Source organism: Komagataeibacter nataicola, assembly GCF_003207795.1.
GTDB lineage: Bacteria > Pseudomonadota > Alphaproteobacteria > Acetobacterales > Acetobacteraceae > Komagataeibacter > Komagataeibacter nataicola.
In genome coordinates, this window is record NZ_NIRT01000005.1 from 19,688 (window position 1) to 39,249 (window position 19,562).

A 19,562-nucleotide genomic window follows, 5' to 3' on the forward strand; every position below is an offset into this window, starting at 1 on the left:
GTGTCGTGTCCATCGCGTGTGGACCCACCGGCATGCTGGCCGTGTATGCCGGCGGGATGGCAGTTACAGTTCGGCCCACTGGCGCAGCAGGTTATGGTAGGTGGCCGTCAGGCCCAGCACGGCGGGGTGGCTGTCGGGCAGGGAGCGGCGCGTTTCGATGATCGACTGGTCAAACTGGTAGAGCAGGGTGCGCTGCACATCATTGCGCACCATGGATTGTGACCAGAAAAACGACGCCCAGCGGCTCCCGCGCGTAACGGGGCTGACGCTGTGCAGGCTGGTGGCGGGGTAAAGCACCATGTCGCCGGCGGGGAAGCGTACCTTCTGCGTGCCATAGGTGTCCTGTATCACCAGTTCGCCGCCGTCATATTCATCAAGCTCGCTCAGGAACAGCGTGGAGGACACATCGGTGCGCAGCCGGTGGCCGGTGCCGGGCAGGGGGCGGATGGCGTTGTCGATATGGGTGTGAAAGCACATGCCCGCATCATACCGGTTGAACAGGGGCGGAAACACGCGCAGCGGCAGGGCCGCGCTATTGAAGGTGGCGTTGCACCCCAGGCGTTGCAGCACCAGATCGGCCAGGTCGCGGCCTTCGGTGCTGTCATGCGGGATCTGGAGGTTGAACTTGGCCTTGGCTGACTGCTCGCCCGCCGTAACGCGCCCGTCGACCCATTGCGAGCGGCCCAGCACCGTGCGGCAATGGACCACATCATTGCGGCTGAGCACGCCGGGAATATGGATCAGCATAAGGACTGCCCGGTGGGCTGGCTCATCGCGCTCAATGTCTGTGCTCCTCATGATCTCCATGACGGGGCAGGAGGCGCAGCAGGAGGTCGTTTGATTTCTGGCCGCAATCAGTTGCGATCTGTTCCAGCGTCTCGTCGGTGGCGTGGACCGTGCAGCCCTCATGGCTCAGGCGTTCGGCCAGCGCATCAGGCGCCGTGTGCAGCACGGGGGCCAGCGTGCTGAGTGGGGCATGTGTCAGGAGCGGAAAAAGCTGGCGCGCCGGGTTGCCGCCTGCATGCCCGGTGGTGATTACGAAGGCAATGGCCGCCACCAGCGACAGGCCGCAGGCCACCAGCATGGAAGGCGTGCGGAAATACAGCATGAACTGCGACCAGTTGCGCCACATATGCAGCACGAAAGGCAGCAGCAGAACCATGCTCAGCCAGACATGCATGGAATGGAACATGCCCGGCATCCAGTGAAAGAACAGGGCCGTGCCGGAAATGGCCGAGACCAGGAACAGGCCGGTAATAAGCGGCGTGGCGTATTTCTTTATCATCAGTTTCATCTGTCATGCGATCTTGTTATGGCTGAAAGCCGGTCGAGAAAATATTTGGCAGTTACGGGTTAAGGCCCGGAGCAGGGAGCGCCAGTTTTTCAAAAAAGGGTATGCTCCGGATCTTTTATTTCTTTAAAGTAATTAAATGTTTCGGGTCTTCTCTAAAGGGCGTTGCATGGGGGCATCATCCGTCTTGTGGCCTCACGCGCCAGAGGGCGCAGCCGGGGATCGGGCCGTGTGGCCAGAAGAGAGGCTATGGCCGCAAAGACATCCCCAAAGCCGTGATCCAGCGCCTTGCGCAGCCAGGGGATGGCCTGCGCCGTCTGGTTTGCTGCCAGATGCAGGCGTGCAAGATTGACGCAGCCCCAGCAGTCGCCTCCCGTGGCGGCTGCATGAAAGAACACGGGCGCACTGGCAGGCCTGGCAGCCGGCACCATGCGCTGTTCCGCCATGACGCCCAGCATGTTCAGGGCCTTGGCCACCCCCGCCCGGGCGGCGGCGACATACAGCACATGGGCACGGTAAGGATCGGCCGGCACGCCCTGGCCTGCCAGATACAGGTCAGCAAGGTTGAACAGCGCCCAGCCATACCCGTCATCCGCCGCGTGGGTGTAGTACAGCGCGGCGGTGGCCGGGTTACGCGCGGTGCCCCAGCCGCGCTCATGGGCGCGGCCGAGCATGTTCACCGCACGCGGGTCGCCACTGCGCGCGGCTGCCTCGAACATGAGGAAGGCTTCATCCATATGGCCCTGATCAAGATGGATCTGCCCCAGCATCAACTGCGTCTCCACCACACCTGGCCGGGGTGTGGAGAGGGGGCTGCTGTTGGGAGTGCCCTGTCCGCATTCATTCATTTCAGCACGGTATTCTCTTGTTCGGAGCAGTGTATGTCATCCATTCTGGAATACAGAAGTATCAAAATGATACGCCAATGCTGCCAAGGAAGTAACGACCCGGAGAAGGCACCGCCCGCGAACCGGAGAACGAGGAGGCGTAGTTGAGCCGGTTGGTGATGTTGTTGGCGTTAAACGAGACATGGTAGTGCCTGTAATCCCACGAAACCATGCCGTTGAGGTTGAAGGTATAGGGCATGCGTGCGGTATTGGTCGTGTCCGGTCCAGCCCAATAGCCCGATGAATACTGTGCGCCACCGCCAATCTTGAGGTCACCCCACTGCGGGCGCAGCAGCAGGCGCGAGAGGTCATACGAACTCCAGACCGACATGTTGTTGTGCGGCACCTGCGGCGCGGTCTTGCCGTTATCGCCGGTGTTGCTGTGGGTCACGCGCCCGTCCATGTAGGAATAGGAGGCGAAGACCTGCCAGTCGCGCGTGATCTTGCCATTGGCGCTCAGTTCCACGCCGCGGATGCGGCGGCCACTGCCGGAATCGGCAAAGCCGGTTTCCATATCGCCATTCACGTCATAATAGCGCGAATTGTTCTCGCTGATCTGGAAGAACGCGACCGTGGTGCCCAGCCGCTTGTGAAAAAAGTCGGACTTGTTGCCAAACTCGAACAGGTCGCTGCGCTGGGGGGCGAGGTTGACGCCTTTCTGCGCCACGTCGCCCGCCTGTGGCTTGACCGTGACCAGTGATGAGACATCCGTGCCCACAGGCTTGTACGAGCGCGCGAAGGTGAAGTAGAACGATGTATCCTTGAGCGGCGAATACATGATGCTGCCCGAGGGGCTCCAGCGGTCGGATTTCTGCTCGGCGCGGCCCTGGCTTGCGGTTGATGATTTGTAATACGTGCTGCTGAACGAATCCCACCGCGCCGTGCCGAACAGCGAAAGCTGTTTCGTCAGCTGTATGCGGTCGGCCAGGAACAGCCCGAGGTCACGCGCATTGGCATTGCCGTAGCCCGATGAAGGAAAACTGAGCGACGTGCCCGGATACGAATATTGCGGGTTGCGGATGGTCTGGTTGTTGGTGCGGTTGGTGAAGCTGCCCGGCCATCGTGAATCGCTGGCGTAATTGATGTCCACCCCCGCCTTGAGGTCATGATGGACAAAGCCGGTGTCAAAGCGCGCGCGCCCCATGATGACATTCTGCACCCCCCAGCCCTGCTGCCGGTAGGCCGCACCACCACCCGCGCCATAGGGCAGGGCATAATTGCCACCCGAGAGGATGGCGGCGGCACACGCCCCCGAGCACGCGGCAGGGGTGGTGGCGGTGTAATCACGCTCGTACAGGCTCAGCCGCGTATCATTGGTGAGCGTGAACCAGCGCGTAATGTCTGATTTGAGGGCTGAGGTGAGGGTATGGATGTTGGAGCGGTCAAAGTCGAAATTGCGGGTGTAGCTGGTGTTGCGGGCCACGCCATAATCGGTAATGGGGCGATAGATGCCACCCACGTTGATCATGCTCACGCCGTAATCGGGCTTGCTGTTACTGTTCAGCCACTGCCATGTCAGGTGCCACGAGGTTCTGCTGCGCAGGCCCACGCCAAAATCGACCGCAGCGCCGTAGCGGTTTGATGTCACGTTGTCGCGGTCAACCACATCCTGTTTGTTGAACATGCCATTGATGCGAATGGCCATGTCTTCATTGATCTGGTAGTTGATGTCGCCCACGCCACGAAAGAGCGGCCCGCTGCCAAAAGTCTGGTCATAGCTGTAGCTGTTGCCCGCATGGGCATGCTTCTGGCTCTGGTTGATGACACCGCCCACATTGCCCGCGCCGAAATATTCGCCCGACGGGCCTTTTATGACCTCGACACTCTCGGTGTTGAATGTATCACGCGTATAGGTGCCAAAATCACGCAGGCCGTCAGTATAGATATCCTGACGCGCCTGCAGCCCGCGAATGCGGAACTGGTCGCCATTCAGCCCGCCCGCGCCCTCGCCGGTGGAAAGGGTAATGCCCGGCACGTTGGCTAACGCCTGGTCGAGCGTGAAGGCGCGCTGCTGCTTTATCAGCTCCTGCGGCACGACGGTAATGGTCTGCGGCGTGTCGCGCACGCTGGCGGGCATGCGGGCGATATGCAGGGTCTCGCTATTGGTATTGCCCGATTCAATGCCGGCATCTTCCGTGTGGGCCTGCCCGCCCACGCGCACGGCAGAGAGTTTGATGGTGCTGTCGGCGGTATCAGTTGGTTCGGGCGGGGCTTCGGCATGGGCTTCATCCGCGCCCGCGCCAAGGCCGACCGACATGCCCAGCGCCACGGCAACGCGAAGCCCGTGCCCTTGTGGTCTGGTGGGGGACAGTTCTGGCTGGCTCAATTCACCACTCCTGCTGCACCCTGATGGCGGGTGCGTTGTTTGATTATCATGATGGAAACAGGGTGTTGATAATCGCTCGCAACACATAACGCAAATGATTATCATTATTATAACAAAGAACAAAACCGGGTGTTGCTTGGAGGCAACATGTGATTCTCAAGAATAAATATGAAAAAACATGAAATAATATGTAATCATATGGCTGCTCAGGCAGTGTGCAGCGCAAAGCGACCAGTCTTATCAATGGGGTGTGGCGAGCGTAGCTGCGGCGGGACGGAGGACGGGCCTCTGTTACACCATTTTGATAGTGATTATCACTTGCATAAATCGTTGAAATTTGCCATCTGCTGGTGCGGCATGCCCATGCGGGCACAGGTGCCGCATGCTGTCGTGTCGGGAATGATCATGACGCCTGAACAGCAAAAGCACATGCCGTTATTGTATTCACAGAGTAAAAATCCAGGATTCATTCATGCCACCAGTCCTTTCTTCGCCCATGTCATTCTCCGCGTGGGAGATGTTCGTGAATGCGGGTCCCGTGGTGCGCGGTGTCATGCTCGTACTGGTGGCGTGCAGTCTCGTGACATGGACCATCCTGATTGCCAAAACCATCGAACTTCTGCTGGCCCGCAGGCAGTTGCACGGTGCCGCCGCCACGCTGGAGGCATGTACATCGGTGATGGAGGCCGCCGATGGCGCGCCCGTATGCCGCATTGCCCGCACCCTGCTCATGGCCGTGCTGTCCGAGCGCGATCATTCGCACGATATCGCGGGGGATGCGGAAGGGGTGAAAGAACGCACCGTGCTGCATCTTGAACGGCTGGAGGCCGCCGAAGGGCGGCGGTTCATGCGCGGCACCGGCCTGTTGGCCACCATTGGCGCCACGGCCCCCTTTATCGGGCTGTTTGGCACGGTATGGGGCATCATGACCGCGTTTACCGGCATTGCGGCCAGCAGGGCCACGAGCCTTGCCGTGGTGGCCCCCGGCATTGCCGAGGCCCTGCTGGCAACCGCCCTTGGCCTGGTGGCCGCCATACCGGCAGTGGTGATCTATAACCACATCATGCGCCAGTCGGCGGGGTGCCGGGCGCAGGTGGCGGATCTTACCGCGCTGGTCATGCGCCTTGTCTCGCGCGATCTGGGGCGCGCGGCGCAGGGCGGGCGGGTACTGGGTGGCTACACCGTGCATGATGCCCGCGCGGCGGCGGAATAGGGGTACGGATGATGGCAATGCATCGTATCCGCCACGGTGATGAAAGCGCGAACGAAGCGCATGAAATCAATGTCACGCCTTTTATTGACGTAATGCTGGTGCTGCTCGTGATCTTCATGGTCACGGCGCCGCTTACCACCGTCAACGTGCCCGTTGATCTGCCGTCTTCCACTGAAAAGCCCTTGCCCCGCCCCGATGCTCCGGTGTTTCTCACCGTAAAGGCCGATCACGGGCTGGCGCTGGGCGAGGATGACGTAACAGCCGACAGCCTGCCCGCCGCCCTTGCCACCGCAACGCAGGGCAACCGTGACGAGCGTATTTTCCTGCGCGCGGATAAAACGGTAGATTACGGCACGCTGATGGGAGTGATGGACCGGCTGCGCACGGCGGGTTATCTGAAGGTCGCCCTGGTCAACCTGCAAAATGCGGCTGAGGGGAGCGTGGCGCCCTGATGCCCTCCGTTTTCTCACGCCATGCTGCGGTCAGTTCCTTTACGCTATGGCACGCCGCCAGCCTGCGGCGTGCTGACCGGCGCGATGGGCTGCTATGGGGCGCGTCATTGCTGGTGGTTGTGGGCGGGCTGGCGGGTGCGGCATGGTGGGTGATGCGCCAGCCGCCGCCGGTCATGCCCGTGCCGGAAGCCCCGCCCGCAGCCATTGCCATCGATCTGGCACCCGAACCGGTAGCCACCCCCGCGCCCCCGACTGATGCGCCACCCGGCCCCATGCAGGTACTCTCGCAGCCTGACCCCACGCCGCAGCCTCCCCCCGAAATCACCGCTCCGCCGTCGCCCGCGCCCAACCCGCCCGTTGCGGTGCCACGGGAGGAAGACCGCAAAACCCCGCCGAAAAAGAAGCGGCCCCTGCCGCCCGTCAAGGACGCGCCACCTGACCGCAAGCCCCCTGCCGCGGCAACAACGGCACCGCCAGGCCTTGTCGCACCCCCTGCCGCCACGCAGGCCGCCCCCATGCCGGAGGGTGATCCGGCTCACGCCACGCATGCCATGCCCAGCTGGCAGGCAGCACTGCTCGCACGGCTGGAACATTACAAGCGCTACCCCGCGCAGGCGCAGGCCGGGCGGCAGGAAGGCGTTGCGTTGCTGCATTTTGCAATGGACCGGCAGGGGCATGTCCTTTCGGCCCGCATCGGGCATAGCGCAGGCCATGCGCTGCTCGATGAGGAAACGCTTGCCCTGCTCAGGCGGGCGGACCCCCTGCCGGTTCCCCCGCCCGAGGTCAGGGGAGATCCGGTCGTGCTGAGCGTGCCGGTGGAATTCCATCTGGATGAGGAACGGCGCTAGACAGGGATGGGCCAGCCCGCCCGCATTGAAGCCGGGCAGGCCGCGCATGTCTGCCGCCAGCGCCCGGCCCGGTCCGTTGCGACAGGGTGGGAGGAGGAAGGTGTCGCCATCCGTCATTGTCGGGCCGCGCTGTTGTGTTATGTCTCTCTGGCCACGAAACTGAACCTTCCCATCAGGAGTAGCGCTGTTTGTGGCATGCAGCACCCGCGCCGCGGGGAAGGGGGGATAAACTGGCTTACTGCGCCATCTGTCAGGCACCGTTCGGGTGCGATCCGCACGGTGATTGCTGGTGCATGAAGCTCCCGGCAGTGCACCCCGTGCCCACGCAGGCCGGGGCGGCCTGCGTGTGTCCGTCCTGCCTGGAAAAACATGCGGGCGACCCGCCACAGTCCGTTCCGCGCCCTGATCCTGACTGACTGAAGGCTGTAGGCCCGCCATGTCTTGTGGCCCGCCTTGTGCACGGGCGGGATACCGCGCAGGGTGCGATGCGTTGAGGTGTTGCACAGGCACAAGGGGAGAGGTCTTCATGGCCCGATGGTCCTATCCACGTCCTTTGGCGGGCGAGATTACGCCGCACGGCCTCTGGCTGTCGCGGCGCAGGCTGCTGGCGGGCGCAACGCTGGGCATGGCGGTGGGGTCCGGGCCACGCGCCTTTGCTGCAGCGCTGCACACCCGGCCCGGCCCCTTTCAGGCGCCGGAAAAACCGACCCCGCTGCAAGATGTAACTCACTATAACAACTTCTATGAATTCGGGCTGGACAAGACCGATCCTTCCACCCGCTCCGGCCGGTTTCATGTGCGGCCGTGGACTGTGTCGGTCGAAGGGCTGGTGGCTCACCCGCGCGTGTGGGACATTGATGCGCTGATCGCCGCCATGCCTGTCGAGGAGCGGCTTTACCGCATGCGCTGTGTCGAGGCGTGGTCGATGGTCATCCCGTGGGATGGTTTTCCGCTGGCCAGCCTGCTCGCTTTGGCCGAGCCTTTGGGCAGCGCGCGCTACGTGGCGTTTGAATCGGTCGTGCGCCCCGCCGAGATGCCGGGCCAGACGGGTGGGCTCGACAGTCTGGCCTGGCCGTATGTTGAGGGGCTGCGGCTTGATGAAGCCATGCACCCGCTCACCCTGCTGGCCGTGGGCCTGTATGGCGAGACCCTGCCCAACCAGAACGGCGCGCCGGTCAGGCTGGTCGTGCCGTGGAAGTATGGCTTCAAGGGCATCAAGTCCATTACCCGCATCCGGCTGGTGGAAAAGATGCCACCTACGACATGGAACCAGATGAACCCCGCCGAGTATGGCTTCTTCGCCAACGTCAACCCCGATGTGGACCACCCGCGCTGGAGCCAGGCCTCGGAACGGGTGATCGGTGCGGGTGGTTTTTTTGGTGGCGGGCGTAAGAAAACCCTCATGTTCAATGGCTATGGCGAGCAGGTGGCCGGGCTGTATGGCAACATGAACCTGCGCCGTTTTTACTGAGCATGCCACGCCTGACCGGAGCGGGGCGCACCCGCACGCTGCTGCCGTGGCGCGGCGAGAGAATGGCGCTGATGGCGGTGGGGCTGCTGCCGGCGGCCCTCTATTTCTGGTATGGCGCGCAGGACAGGCTGGGGCCGGACCCGGTCAATGTGTTCGAGCGGTGGCTGGGGTTGTGGGCGGTGCGCTTCCTGCTTGCGGCCCTGCTCGTCACGCCGCTGCGGGTCGTGAGTGGCGTCAGCCTGCTGCGCTACCGCCGCGTGCTGGGGCTGCTGGCTTTCTGGTATGCCCTGATGCATGTGAGCGTTTATGTCGCGCTCGACCAGCAGGGCAATCTGGCTGTGCTGTGGCATGACATCACGCGCAGGCCCTTCCTCATGCTGGGGTTTGCTGCTTTCATGCTGCTGCTGCCCCTTGCCCTCACATCAAATGACTGGTCCATCCGCAGGCTGGGGCGGCGGTGGGGCAGGCTGCACCAACTGGTCTATGGTGTGGCCGTGCTGGTGGCTGTGCATTTCCTGCTGGCGTTCAAGACCTATAACGCCACCAGCGTCAGCTACGCGGCGGCTTTGATGGCCATGGTGCTGTGGCGGGCTGTATTCCTGGCCCGTGCCCGCATGAGGCGTGCTGTGCCATAACCACCATCTGAACATGCGGCGCGCGGTGCAACACCCTGCGCGAAAGCGGGCCACGGGCGGCGCCAAGTCCAGCGCGTGCGAGCACGCAGGCTGAAGGCCGGTCAGGGCCGCATGGCCGCCTGAGCGCCATCCAGGGCCCGCAGCTTGCGGTGCAGGGTCGAGCGGCTGATGCCCAGCATCCTTGCCGCCACCGCCACCTTGCCGCCCGCGCTGGCCAGCGCGGTGCGGATGGCCATGGCCTGGGCCTCACGCAGCGGGGAGCGGGGGGCGGTCTCCTCCATCAGGCACAGGCTTACGTCGCATGCAGGCGGCAGGCCCATCTGCGCGCGCGCGGCATGGGTGGCACCCACCACATGGCGCTCGCGGTTGAGCGCCATCATGGGCACGGAAGCCGATGCCCCCTGCGCCGGGCCCAGCAGCATGATGGTATGGCCACGATACAGATCCATGAAAAAAGCCTGCTCGATCTGGCGCGCGGCCTGCAGGAGGCTTGAGGCGATGAGCGCGCCAAGGCTGCCATCGGGCGAGGGGCGGTAGGAACTGGCATTGAGCGCGCCCGCCATGCGCCCCGTTGCATCATAGACCGGCGTTGCAATGCCGGTCAGCCCGTGCAGGAAGCTGCGCCAGTGTTCATTGCGATGCACGCTGATGCTGCGCTGCTCGGCAAGGCAGGTGCCAATGCCGTTGGTGCCCGCATGGCGCTCGTGCCACACGGCGCCGGGCCACAGGTTCCACCGGCGGCAGCCACGCTGCAACGCGCCCGCCACATTATGCGCCAGCACCACGCCTGCGGTATCGGCCAGCAGGGCGGTGTAGCCCACAGGTTCAAGCGCATGGTGCAGGCGCGTCATTTCCGGTCCGGCAAAATACAGCATGCGGCCCGCGTGCTGGCAGGCATGGCGCAGTTCCGTGCCTGACAGCACATCGGGCAGCGCAGGCGTGCTGGGGTCGAGCGCGTAGTCATGCCGGCAGCGCCGCCATGAGGCTTCAAGCCCCGTCTCGATCACGGAGGGGGCAGGCCGGGCAGGGAAGGCAGGCGGAAAACCGGAACCGTGCGGCATGCTGTGTCTTTGCAAGGTTGGGAGGGGTGGCGGCTAAACACGCGGCCACGTGGCGCGGTTTCGCGACACTTCGTACCACCGCCGTCACATGGGCGTGAAGCATTGGGGCCGTATGCTTGCACCCACGCAGGGCTTGCGTGTGTGCTGCCCACAGCCCGGTTGCGTGCCGCGTGGCATGCGTGACGGGACCAGGGAAGAAACAGGGAAAAGACCCATGCAAATAGCGCGTGAAACGCTGCTGCGCTCCTATCGGGCAATGCGCACCATCCGGATGTTTGAAGAGCGTCTGCATGTCGAATTTGCAACCGGTGAGATACCCGGCTTCGTGCATCTGTATTGCGGCGAGGAAGCCTCGGCCGTGGGCGTGTGCGCCAACCTGACCGATAACGACACCATTGCCAGCACCCATCGCGGCCACGGCCACTGCATTGCCAAGGGCGTGGAAGTCGCGGGCATGATGGCCGAGATCTATGGCCGCAGCACCGGCGTGTGCCGGGGCAAGGGCGGCTCGATGCACATTGCCGACCTGGCCTGCGGCATGCTGGGCGCAAACGGCATTGTTGGCGGCGGCCCGCCACTGATCTGTGGGGCCGCACTCTCGCACAAGACCCTGCGTGACGGGGGCGTGGCCGTGGCGTTCTATGGCGATGGCGCCTCGAATGAAGGCACCACGCTCGAGAGCCTCAATCTCGCCTCCGTCTGGCAGCTTCCCGCCGTGTTCGTGGTGGAAGACAACGGCTATGGCGAGGCCACGGGGGCATCCTTTGCCTGTGCCGGCACCCAGAAGGCGCGGGCGGCGGGTTTTGGCATGCCGTATATCGAATGTGATGGCTCGGATTACTTTGCCGTGCACGAGGCGGCGGGCGAGGCCATAGCCCATGCGCGCGCGGGCAAGGGGCCGGTCATGCTGCATGTGCACCTGCAGCGCTGGTATGGCCATTTTGAAGGCGATGCGATGACTTATCGCGCCCCCAACGAAGTGGCCGAGGCCCGGCGCGACCATGACTGTCTCAGGCTGTTCCGTGAGCGCGTGACGCAGGCGGGCCTGTTTGAGGACAGCGTGCTTGATGAGGTCGATGCCGCCGTAACCGACGAGATCGAGGCCGCCGTGCTGCAGGCCAAGGATGACCCGCTGCCCCAGTCGGCCGACCTGCTGGCCGATGTGTATGTGCGTTACTGACCCCGCCCCACGGCACAAAGGAGACAACCAATGAGCAAGAAAAGCTTCCGGCAGGCGATCAATGAGGCCCTGCGGCAGGAAATGCGCCGTGACCCCACCGTCATCCTGATGGGCGAGGACGTGGCGGGCGGCCGTGGTGGCTCGGCTGGCACGGCCGATGCCTGGGGCGGCGTGCTGGGTGTGACCAAGGGGCTGTACGAGGAGTTTGGCGAGACCCGCGTGCTCGACACGCCCATTACCGAGGCCTCCTATATCGGCGCTGCCGCAGGGGCCGCCGTAACCGGCCTGCGCCCGGTGGCGGAACTGATGTTTGTCGATTTCGTGGGCTGCTGCCTTGACCAGATCATGAACCAGGCGGCCAAGTTCCGCTACATGTTTGGTGGCAAGGCGCGTACGCCGCTGGTCATCCGGGCCATGTATGGTGCGGGCTTCAACGCCGCAGCCCAGCACAGCCAGGCGCTGTATCCGCTGTTCACCCATATTCCGGGGCTGAAGGTGGTTATTCCGTCATCCCCCTACGAGGCCAAGGGCCTGCTCATTTCGGCCATACGCGATGATGATCCGGTCATCTTCCTTGAAAACAAGGTGATGTATGACGTGGAGGAGGAAGTGCCCGATGAGCCCTACGCCATTCCGTTTGGCGAGGCCAACCTGACGCGTGAAGGCGATGACGTGACCATCGTGGCCTTTGGCCGCATGGTGGGCATGGCCAACGAGGCCGCCGACCGGCTGGCCAAAAAGGGCATAGGCTGCACGGTCATCGACCCGCGCACCACATCGCCGCTGGATGGCGAAACCATACTGGAATGCGTGGCCGACACCGGCAGGCTGGTTATTGTTGATGAATCAAGCCCGCGCTGCAACATGGCCACCGATATCGCGGCCCTGGTGGCGGAGGAGGCGTTTGATACCCTGCGCGCGCCCATCCGCCGGGTGGTGCCCCCGCACACGCCGGTGCCCTTCGCTACCGTGCTCGAAACGCTTTACATGCCCAGCGTTGAAAAGATCGAAGCCGCGGTCACCGCCACCATGAACCACCGCGTAACGGAGAAAGTGTGACATGACCCCTGACATCACTCCCATCACCATGCCCAAATTCGGCCTTGCCATGACGGAGGGCAAGATTGCGGGCTGGCTGGTCGAGCCAGGCACGCAGGTCACGACCGGCGAGGAACTTGTCGATATCGAGACCAGCAAGATTACCAACACTTTTGAAAGCCCGGTGGCCGGCCTGCTGCGCCGCCATGTCGCGGCCAATGGCGAGATGCTGCCCGTGGGCGCGCTGATCGGCATCGTGGCGGATGCGGCGGTGTCTGATGCGGATATCGATGCGTTCGTCACCCGCTTCCAGGCTGATTTTGCCGCCGCCTCCGATGCGCCTGAAGGGGCGGAGGCCGCCGATGAGCCGGTGATGATGCAGGTGGGCGATTACAGCCTGCGCGTGCATGACCGCGGCGTGGGCGACGGCACGCCGCTTGTGCTCATTCACGGTTTTGGCGGTGACCTCAAGAACTGGATGCTCAATCACGCCACCCTGGCGCACGGGCGGCGCGTCATCGCGTTCGACCTGCCGGGGCATGGCGGTTCGTCAAAGGATGTGGGGCCGGGCACGCTGGCGTTCTTTGCCGATGTCACGGCGCAGCTTCTGGCGCATCTTGATCTCGCGCGCGTGCATGTGATGGGCCATTCGCTCGGCGGTGGCATTGCGCTGACACTGGCGCGCACCCAGCCTGCGCGGGTGGCGTCGCTCACCCTCATTGCCCCCGCCGGGCTGGGGCCGCAGATCAACATGGATTTCATCAACGGCTTTATCGAGGCTGACCGGGTGCGCGGCGTGCAGGACGTGCTGAAATACCTCGTGCATGACAAATCGCTCATCGGGCGGCGCATGGCCGATGACGTGCTGCGCTACAAGCGGCTTGATGGAGCGGAAGCGGCACTCCGCAAGGTGGCCCAGGCGTGTTTCCCGGATGGAAAGCAGGGCGATGACCTGCGCCCCGTGCTCGCGGAAGCCGACATGCCCGTGACCCTGATATGGGGGCAGGCGGATGAAATCCTGCCGGTAGCGCAGGCTGAGGGCCTGCCGGGCACCGTAACCCGCCACATCCTGCCCGCCATCGGGCACATGCCGCAGCTTGAAAGTGCGCCTGCCGTCAATGAAGTTGTGGAAGCCTTCATCAGGCATGAGGTGGCGACCGCGTAAAGCCTGTATCGGCAACCCGAACGCCGCCTTTTGGGAAAAAAGGCGGCACCTGAAAACTTTTATTTTATCCATGAAGTGTTTGTGAAAAAGTTTTGGTGAAGCTTTTTTCAAAAGGCTTCGTAAAACATCCGTCCCAGCAGTTTCATTTCCAGTAGCGCTCTTTTTTATGTCCTGCCGCGTTCCGGTCACCATAAGGTGTCCATCCGGTGCTTGCCACAAGGCGGTTGGTATGTCTTGAGTATAGTCCTGAACAAGCAAAAAACAGCAATGCCGCGACTGCAATACCAGTTACGGCACGGGAATAACAATAATGTTTGTCGGACTGGATCTGGGTACATCATCCCTCAAGGCCGTGCTGGTCGATGACCGGCAGCAGGTTGTTGCAAGTCACGCCCACCCCCTGCGCGTGACATCCCCCCAGCCGGGCTGGAGCGAGCAGGCCCCGCAGGACTGGTGGGAGGCGCTGCTGCTCACCATGGATGCGCTGGTGGCGGCAAGGCCGCGCGAGATGGCGCAGGTTGTAGGCATTGGCCTGTCGGGCCAGCAGCATGGCGCGGTGCTGCTTGACGCCGATGGAGGCGTGCTGCGGCCGTGCATTTTGTGGAATGACCTGCGCAGTGTTGCGCAATGCGCTGAATTCGAGCGTCGCTTTCCCGACAGCCGGCAGGTATGCGGCAATATCGCCATGCCCGGCTTTACCGCGCCCAAGCTGATCTGGGTGGCGGAACACGAGCCGGAGGTGTTTGCCGCCACCCGGCATGTGCTGCTGCCCAAGGCCTGGCTACGCTACCGTATGACCGGCGAGATGATTGATGACATGTCGGATGCCGCCGGTTCGCTCTGGCTCGATGTAGGCGGGCGCTGCTGGTCGGATGCGGCGCTGGCGGCTACCGGCCTGGGGCGGGATGCCATGCCCGCAGTGGTTGAGGGCACGGCGCGGGCGGGTCTGCTCCATGCCGATCTGGCCCGCCGGTGGGGCATGAAGGGCCGCCCCGTGCTGGCAGGCGGCGCGGGTGACAATGCCGCCGGTGCCGTGGGGCTGGGGGCGGTGCAGGCGGGGTCATCCTTCCTGTCGCTGGGCACATCGGGCGTGCTTTGGGTCACGACTGACCGTTTTCGCCCGCATCCACAAGGGGGCATCCATGCCTTCTGCCATGCCGTACCCGATACGTGGCACCAGATGGGGGTGACACTCTCGGCCGCGTCATCCCTGGCGTGGTGGGCGCGCATCACGGGCATGACGGAAAACGCCCTGCTGGCCGAACTGCCGCCCGAAATTACGCGGCCTTCGCCCGTCATGTTCCTGCCCTATCTGTCGGGCGAGCGCACGCCCCATAATGACGGGCAGATCCGTGGAGGCTTTGCCGGGCTGTCAGATAGCACCACGCGGGCGGACATGACGCAGGCCGTGCTTGAAGGCGTTGCCTTCTCGTTTCGTGATGTGGTCGATGCGCTGGCCGATGCCGGGTCTGTCCTGAATGGCGCGGACGTGATCGGCGGTGGCTCGCACAGCCGCCTGTGGGTCTCGATTATCGCCAATGTCACGGGTCTTGCGCTGCACCGCCTGGCGCATGGAGCGCAGGGCGGGGCCTTTGGCGCGGCGCGACTTGCACGAATTGCTGTAACGGAGGAGGCGGTGGGGGCAGTGTGCCTGCCGCAACAGCGTGAGGAGACGCTTGTGCCCGATGCGGGTCTGGCCGCAGCCTACGCAGCACCACTGGCCCGCTACCGCGCGCTCTATCCCGCCCTGCGCGGGGCGATGGCGACCCTCCCGGCCTGAAGGCGCTGATGGGCCAGGGTGTGGAAAAATACGGTTATGGGCGTATGGCGATCATGTTACGCATGTCGGGCAAGAATAAGGAAATGGATATAATCTTATGAAAACACGCCTGTTCTCCCGCCTTTTCCATCATTATGCCTGCGGGGCGGCGCTGCTGGCCCTGCTTGCGCCGCTTGGCGCCCATGCGAGGGATAGCGTGGACCATGGCGCGGCGCCGAGCGGCAATGTAACCGTGGTTGCCCGTTTTGCCGACATGCAGCCCTCCGGCATCGCGGCCTTGCCCGATGGGCGGCTGGTCATCGCTTTTCCCCGGAGTGCCGCCGACCACAAGGGGCCGCGCCTTGGCCAACTGGTCAAGGGCAAGGCCATCCCGTTCCCTGATGAGGCGACGCAGGCGCGTTTCATTTCTCCCCTCGGCATGACAGTGGATACATCGGGCCATCTGTGGATCGTGGATGAAGGTACCGTGGCCGGGCAGGCGGCGCCCGCCACCCCGGCGCTGATCGGGCTGGATCCCGGGACCGGACAGATCATCGCCACCATTGCGCTCGGCCCTGATACGGGTGCCACGCGCGCGGACAGCCACGTCAATGACGTGCGTGTGGACTTGACGCATGGCGAGAAGGGCACCGCCTTTATCAGCGATACCTCGCAGATGGATCATCCGGCCATCATCGTGGTTGATATTGCGACCGGGCACGCCCGCCGCGTGCTTGAAAACGCGCCCTCCGTCCGTGCCGAGGCAGGCTTTGCCATGGAACTCGACGGCAAAATGCTGCGTTATGACATGGCGCATCCGGCCATGGGGCAGGGCGGTATTGATGGCGTGGCGCTAAGCACGGATTCCAGCACGCTGTACTGGCAGCCCCTGTCCAGCCGCAGGCTGTACAGCGCGCCGACCGCATTGCTGGCCAACCCCGCGACCAGGCCCGCGCAGCTTGAACATGCCGTGCGCGATGAAGGAGAGGACGCCGTGGTGGACGGCATGGCCACGGGGCCGGACAATTCCCTTTACCTGACCGATATCGAACGCCACGCCGTACTGCGCCGCCAGCCTGATGGGCAACTGTCTGTCGTGGCGCATGATCCGCGCCTGATCGCGCCCGATGGGCTGGCCATCAAGAATGATGCCCTGTGGCTGACCGTGGGCCAGTGGGGGCGGCTGCCCGTGTTCCATGATGGACACGACATGGAAGAACGCCCCTGGCTGGTGGTGAAGATACCGCTGAAATAACCCCGGGCGGCGGGCGCCCCGTCCTGCCCCGGCAAAGCTGAAAGAACGCATAATAATGGCGCAACACAGTCAAACGGTTACCGGCTCCGGCATTGTCAACCTGATCGCAGGCGTGGCCGCGACCGGCGGCCTTCTGTTCGGGTATGACACGGGCATCATTTCAGCCGCCCTGCTGCAGATCACCCCGGACTTTTCACTGGGCACGCTGGGGCAGCAGGTGGTGACCTCGGCCATCGTGGCCGGGGCGCTGGCGGGGTGCCTGATGGCGGCCCCGCTGTCGGACCGGCTGGGGCGGCGCTACATGATCATGTTTGCGGCCCTTGTCTTTATCGTGGGCACGCTGGTGGCGTCGTTTGCGCCGGGGGTGGAGGTGCTGGTCGCGGCGCGTTTCATCCTGGGGCTGGCCGTGGGCATGTGCTCGCAGATCGTGCCGGTCTATATCGCGGAAATTGCCCCGCGTGAAAAACGTGGCCAGATGGTGGTGCTGTTCCAGCTGGCTGTTGTTACCGGCATTCTTGTCTCCTTCATCGTGGGGTATCTGTGCCGCGCGCAGTCGTGGCGGCTCATGTTCGGACTGGGGATCATTCCGGCGGTCATCCTGTTTGGCGGCATGTCTCTCCTGCCGCGCAGCCCGCGCTGGCTGGCGATGAAGGGCAAGCTTGAAAGCGCGTTTGACGTATTGCAGCGCCTGCGGCGCGACCCGGTGGCCGCGCGCGCGGAACTCGATGCCATCGTGGCCATGCATGACGAGCAGGCCCCGTGGTCGGCCCTGCTGCAACCCTGGGTGCGGCCTGCGGTGGTGGCATCGGTGGGGGTGGCGCTGTTCTGCCAGATTACCGGCATCAATGCGGTGCTGTATTATGCGCCCACCATTTTCGCAGGCGTGGGGTTTGGCGAGGGTTCGGCGTTGCTGACCTCGATCGCCATTGGCGTGGCCATGGTCATCTCCACCGCTTTTGGCAGCTGGGCGGTTGATGCGTGGGGGCGGCGCAGGCTGCTGCTGCGGCTGGTGCCGGGGGCTGCGGTATCGCTCATGGTGCTGGCGGCAATGTTTGCCCAGGGGGCGACGCATGGCATCAATACATGGATCACGGCGGCGGCGGTGGTCTGTTACGCCATATTCAACGTGGGCAGCCTGTCGGTGGCGATCTGGCTGGTTGGTGCCGAGGTCTATCCGCTCTCGTGCCGCAGCAAGGGCATGAGCCTTGTGGCCGCGACCCACTGGACGGCGGATCTGCTGATCTCGCTCACCACGCTCTCGCTGGTGCAGGCGCTCGGGGCGGCGGGCACGTTCTGCATGTATGCGGGGCTGAACGTGCTGGCGTTCGTGTTCATATGGCGTTACGTGCCCGAAACCTGGGGGCGCTCGCTGGAGGAAATCGAGACCGCCCTCAAGGCAGGTACCTTCGACCGGTTGCGCTGAACCGGCGGCTTTCAGTTTGAAAATGGATCATTGATAAAAAATCAGGAAAGTTTCCGGGCGTCGCCTTTCTGAAAGAAAGGCGACGTTTTTCGAAGCTTTTATGATTTCAGGGTTTCGGCGCATCTGCCTTCTGGGAAAAAGGCGGCGTTTGAAAGATGTGTGTTTTTAAAGATGCACATGCCCGCGCGCGAGGTCAAACGGGCGTGCTGGCACGGGCGAGGAACGGACGCGGGCCGCAGGTGGCAGGATATGCTCCAGTATCCTTTCCCCAATGGCGTTCTGCCATAACCACAGGCTGTTGACCTGCCCACGGAAGCTGGCTTCCCCCCCCATGGCCCCCGATGGCCTGAAGCCCGAGGCCAGGCCAATGCCGAACAGGCCCGGAATTTCGTGCCCCGCCTGATCGAGAATGCCACAATGCGCTCCCGTCAGGGCGCCCTGCGGCTGGTCTGCCGCCAGGGCAATGGGCTGGCCGTTGGTGGCCTGCACGCGCACGCGCCGGGGGCTATAGCCCAGGCAGGCGATGATGGCATCGGAGTGATCCAGCAGGTCCTGTATCCGCGCTGTATTATCCGGTGTCATGCGCAGCGCGTGCAGGCGCGGCTCGGGTGGGGCGCCTGCAATGCCGAGCAGGCGCATGGCCAGGTTGCGCGAGTCATAACGCAGGCCGCCAAAGCGATGCACGAACTGGCTGACCGGGCAGATGTCGTTTGCGCTGAAATCGGCATACCCGTCCGCCTGCGCTTCCTCCGCAGTGCGGTAGAACAGTTTGAGCCGGGACTGGTGCAGAAGCGTCAGGTGCCCTGGCGCGATCTGCTCGCCCATATCGCGCAGGATGACATTGGCTGATGACAGGGCGCTGCTCGCGCCGCCAATAATGGTGATCCTTGGGTTTTCGCACCCCGCCAGCATGGCGCGCAGTGTGTGCACCCCCTCGGGGGCCAGCAGCGCATCGGATTGCACGATGCGCCCCTCGTAGCGCGGCAGCAGGGGGCGACTGGCCACGTTCTCGGTATAAAGGCGCGCCTGGGGCTGGCAGGCGCCAAGGGCCAGCACCACCTTGCCCGCAACGACCTGCTGCCGGTGCGCCCCGCGGGTTGCGGCAAGATCGGCCAGCCAGTGGCCATCGGCCTGCTGGCGCAGGGTTTCAAGGCGCCAGCCGGTGAGCAGGCGCGAGGCGGGATGGGCGGCGATGATCTCGGTCAGCACTTGGCCCACCACATCAAGAAAATCCGCCACGATGCGCAGCGGCAGGGGCTGTCTGCCATGGCTGCGGATCATTTCCACCAACGGGTGGTGGGTCAGGCGGGCAAGCTCCGGCACGGGGTTGGCTGTAATGGCATCGACAAAGGTTTCGGCCGCGCTGTCGGAATTGATGACATAGCGCCCCAGCATGCCAGAGCCGATCGTGCCGCCCTGTTCAACCAGGGTTACCCCTGCATCAAGAAGTTGGGGCAACTGGCCGATGCGGGAGGCGGCGAGCAGGATGGCGATGCCCGCGGGGCCACCGCCAGCAATGAGGATGGGCGTTGTCACGTGGGTGGACATGGGGCATGGG

Annotated in this window: 18 protein-coding genes; 12 read left to right on the top strand and 6 right to left on the bottom strand. The window is 63.8% G+C overall.

What is annotated here, in order from left to right; translation table 11 throughout:
• Positions 1–63: 63 nt before the first annotated feature.
• The 4 genes from CDI09_RS04120 to CDI09_RS04135 form a co-directional block, all read right to left on the bottom strand.
• Positions 64–747, bottom strand: a complete 684-nt coding sequence (locus CDI09_RS04120) for a Fe2+-dependent dioxygenase (RefSeq protein ID WP_078526949.1) — start codon at positions 745–747, stop codon at positions 64–66.
• Positions 748–778: 31 nt separating this feature from the next.
• A complete protein-coding gene (locus CDI09_RS04125; RefSeq protein WP_078526951.1) occupies positions 779–1,294 on the bottom strand; it encodes a hypothetical protein in 516 nt (171 codons plus the stop codon).
• Positions 1,295–1,446: 152 nt separating this feature from the next.
• A complete protein-coding gene (locus CDI09_RS04130; protein ID WP_078526952.1) occupies positions 1,447–2,139 on the bottom strand; it encodes a tetratricopeptide repeat protein in 693 nt (230 codons plus the stop codon).
• 61 nt (positions 2,140–2,200) lie between these two features.
• Entirely contained in the window at positions 2,201–4,504 is a 2,304-nt protein-coding gene (locus tag CDI09_RS04135; RefSeq protein WP_078526954.1) for a TonB-dependent receptor, read from the bottom strand.
• Between the two features lie 472 nt (positions 4,505–4,976).
• Here CDI09_RS04135 and exbB point away from each other — a divergent pair, with 472 nt between their 5' ends.
• From exbB to msrQ, 6 genes are all read left to right on the top strand, one after another.
• Positions 4,977–5,717: a tonB-system energizer ExbB gene (exbB, locus tag CDI09_RS04140; RefSeq protein ID WP_078526956.1), complete on the top strand. Its 741-nt coding sequence runs from the start codon at positions 4,977–4,979 to the stop codon at positions 5,715–5,717.
• 17 nt (positions 5,718–5,734) lie between these two features.
• Positions 5,735–6,169, top strand: a complete 435-nt coding sequence (gene exbD / locus CDI09_RS04145) for a TonB system transport protein ExbD (protein WP_078528118.1) — start codon at positions 5,735–5,737, stop codon at positions 6,167–6,169.
• Positions 6,169–7,017, top strand: a complete 849-nt coding sequence (locus CDI09_RS04150) for an energy transducer TonB (protein ID WP_078526958.1) — start codon at positions 6,169–6,171, stop codon at positions 7,015–7,017. Before exbD ends, CDI09_RS04150 begins: the two co-directional genes overlap by 1 nt.
• Positions 7,018–7,310: 293 nt before the next feature.
• Positions 7,311–7,433, top strand: a complete 123-nt coding sequence (locus tag CDI09_RS18770) for a hypothetical protein (protein WP_257788367.1) — start codon at positions 7,311–7,313, stop codon at positions 7,431–7,433.
• 110 nt (positions 7,434–7,543) lie between these two features.
• The gene (msrP, locus tag CDI09_RS04160) at positions 7,544–8,488 is read left to right on the top strand and encodes a protein-methionine-sulfoxide reductase catalytic subunit MsrP (protein WP_078526959.1); all 945 of its coding nucleotides are present in this window, start codon (positions 7,544–7,546) and stop codon (positions 8,486–8,488) included.
• 2 nt (positions 8,489–8,490) lie between these two features.
• A complete protein-coding gene (gene msrQ / locus CDI09_RS04165) occupies positions 8,491–9,123 on the top strand; it encodes a protein-methionine-sulfoxide reductase heme-binding subunit MsrQ (protein WP_078526960.1) in 633 nt (210 codons plus the stop codon).
• A 101-nt stretch (positions 9,124–9,224) separates the two neighbouring features.
• Here the strand turns inward: msrQ and CDI09_RS04170 are convergent, their stop codons facing one another.
• Positions 9,225–10,184 carry a helix-turn-helix domain-containing protein gene (locus CDI09_RS04170; RefSeq protein ID WP_078526961.1) on the bottom strand — a complete coding sequence of 320 codons (960 nt, stop codon included), beginning with the start codon at positions 10,182–10,184 and terminating at the stop codon, positions 9,225–9,227.
• A gap of 214 nt (positions 10,185–10,398) precedes the next feature.
• On the opposite strand from CDI09_RS04170, the gene CDI09_RS04175 reads away from it, so the two are divergent.
• The 6 genes from CDI09_RS04175 to CDI09_RS04200 all read left to right on the top strand — a co-directional run bounded on the left by CDI09_RS04175 (position 10,399) and on the right by CDI09_RS04200 (position 18,004).
• Complete coding sequence (locus CDI09_RS04175) at positions 10,399–11,364, top strand: thiamine pyrophosphate-dependent dehydrogenase E1 component subunit alpha (RefSeq protein ID WP_078526962.1); 966 nt, start codon at positions 10,399–10,401, stop codon at positions 11,362–11,364.
• Between the two features lie 30 nt (positions 11,365–11,394).
• Positions 11,395–12,423: an alpha-ketoacid dehydrogenase subunit beta gene (locus tag CDI09_RS04180; RefSeq protein WP_078526963.1), complete on the top strand. Its 1,029-nt coding sequence runs from the start codon at positions 11,395–11,397 to the stop codon at positions 12,421–12,423.
• A gap of 1 nt (position 12,424) precedes the next feature.
• Positions 12,425–13,567, top strand: a complete 1,143-nt coding sequence (locus tag CDI09_RS04185; RefSeq protein ID WP_078526964.1) for an acetoin dehydrogenase dihydrolipoyllysine-residue acetyltransferase subunit — start codon at positions 12,425–12,427, stop codon at positions 13,565–13,567.
• A 310-nt stretch (positions 13,568–13,877) separates the two neighbouring features.
• The gene (gene xylB / locus CDI09_RS04190; protein WP_078526965.1) at positions 13,878–15,347 is read left to right on the top strand and encodes a xylulokinase; all 1,470 of its coding nucleotides are present in this window, start codon (positions 13,878–13,880) and stop codon (positions 15,345–15,347) included.
• Between the two features lie 97 nt (positions 15,348–15,444).
• Positions 15,445–16,581: an L-dopachrome tautomerase-related protein gene (locus CDI09_RS04195; protein WP_078526966.1), complete on the top strand. Its 1,137-nt coding sequence runs from the start codon at positions 15,445–15,447 to the stop codon at positions 16,579–16,581.
• 55 nt (positions 16,582–16,636) lie between these two features.
• Complete coding sequence (locus CDI09_RS04200; RefSeq protein ID WP_078526967.1) at positions 16,637–18,004, top strand: sugar porter family MFS transporter; 1,368 nt, start codon at positions 16,637–16,639, stop codon at positions 18,002–18,004.
• Between the two features lie 165 nt (positions 18,005–18,169).
• Here the strand turns inward: CDI09_RS04200 and CDI09_RS04205 are convergent, their stop codons facing one another.
• Positions 18,170–19,552, bottom strand: a complete 1,383-nt coding sequence (locus tag CDI09_RS04205) for an FAD-dependent monooxygenase (protein WP_078526968.1) — start codon at positions 19,550–19,552, stop codon at positions 18,170–18,172.
• Positions 19,553–19,562: the final 10 nt, after the last annotated feature.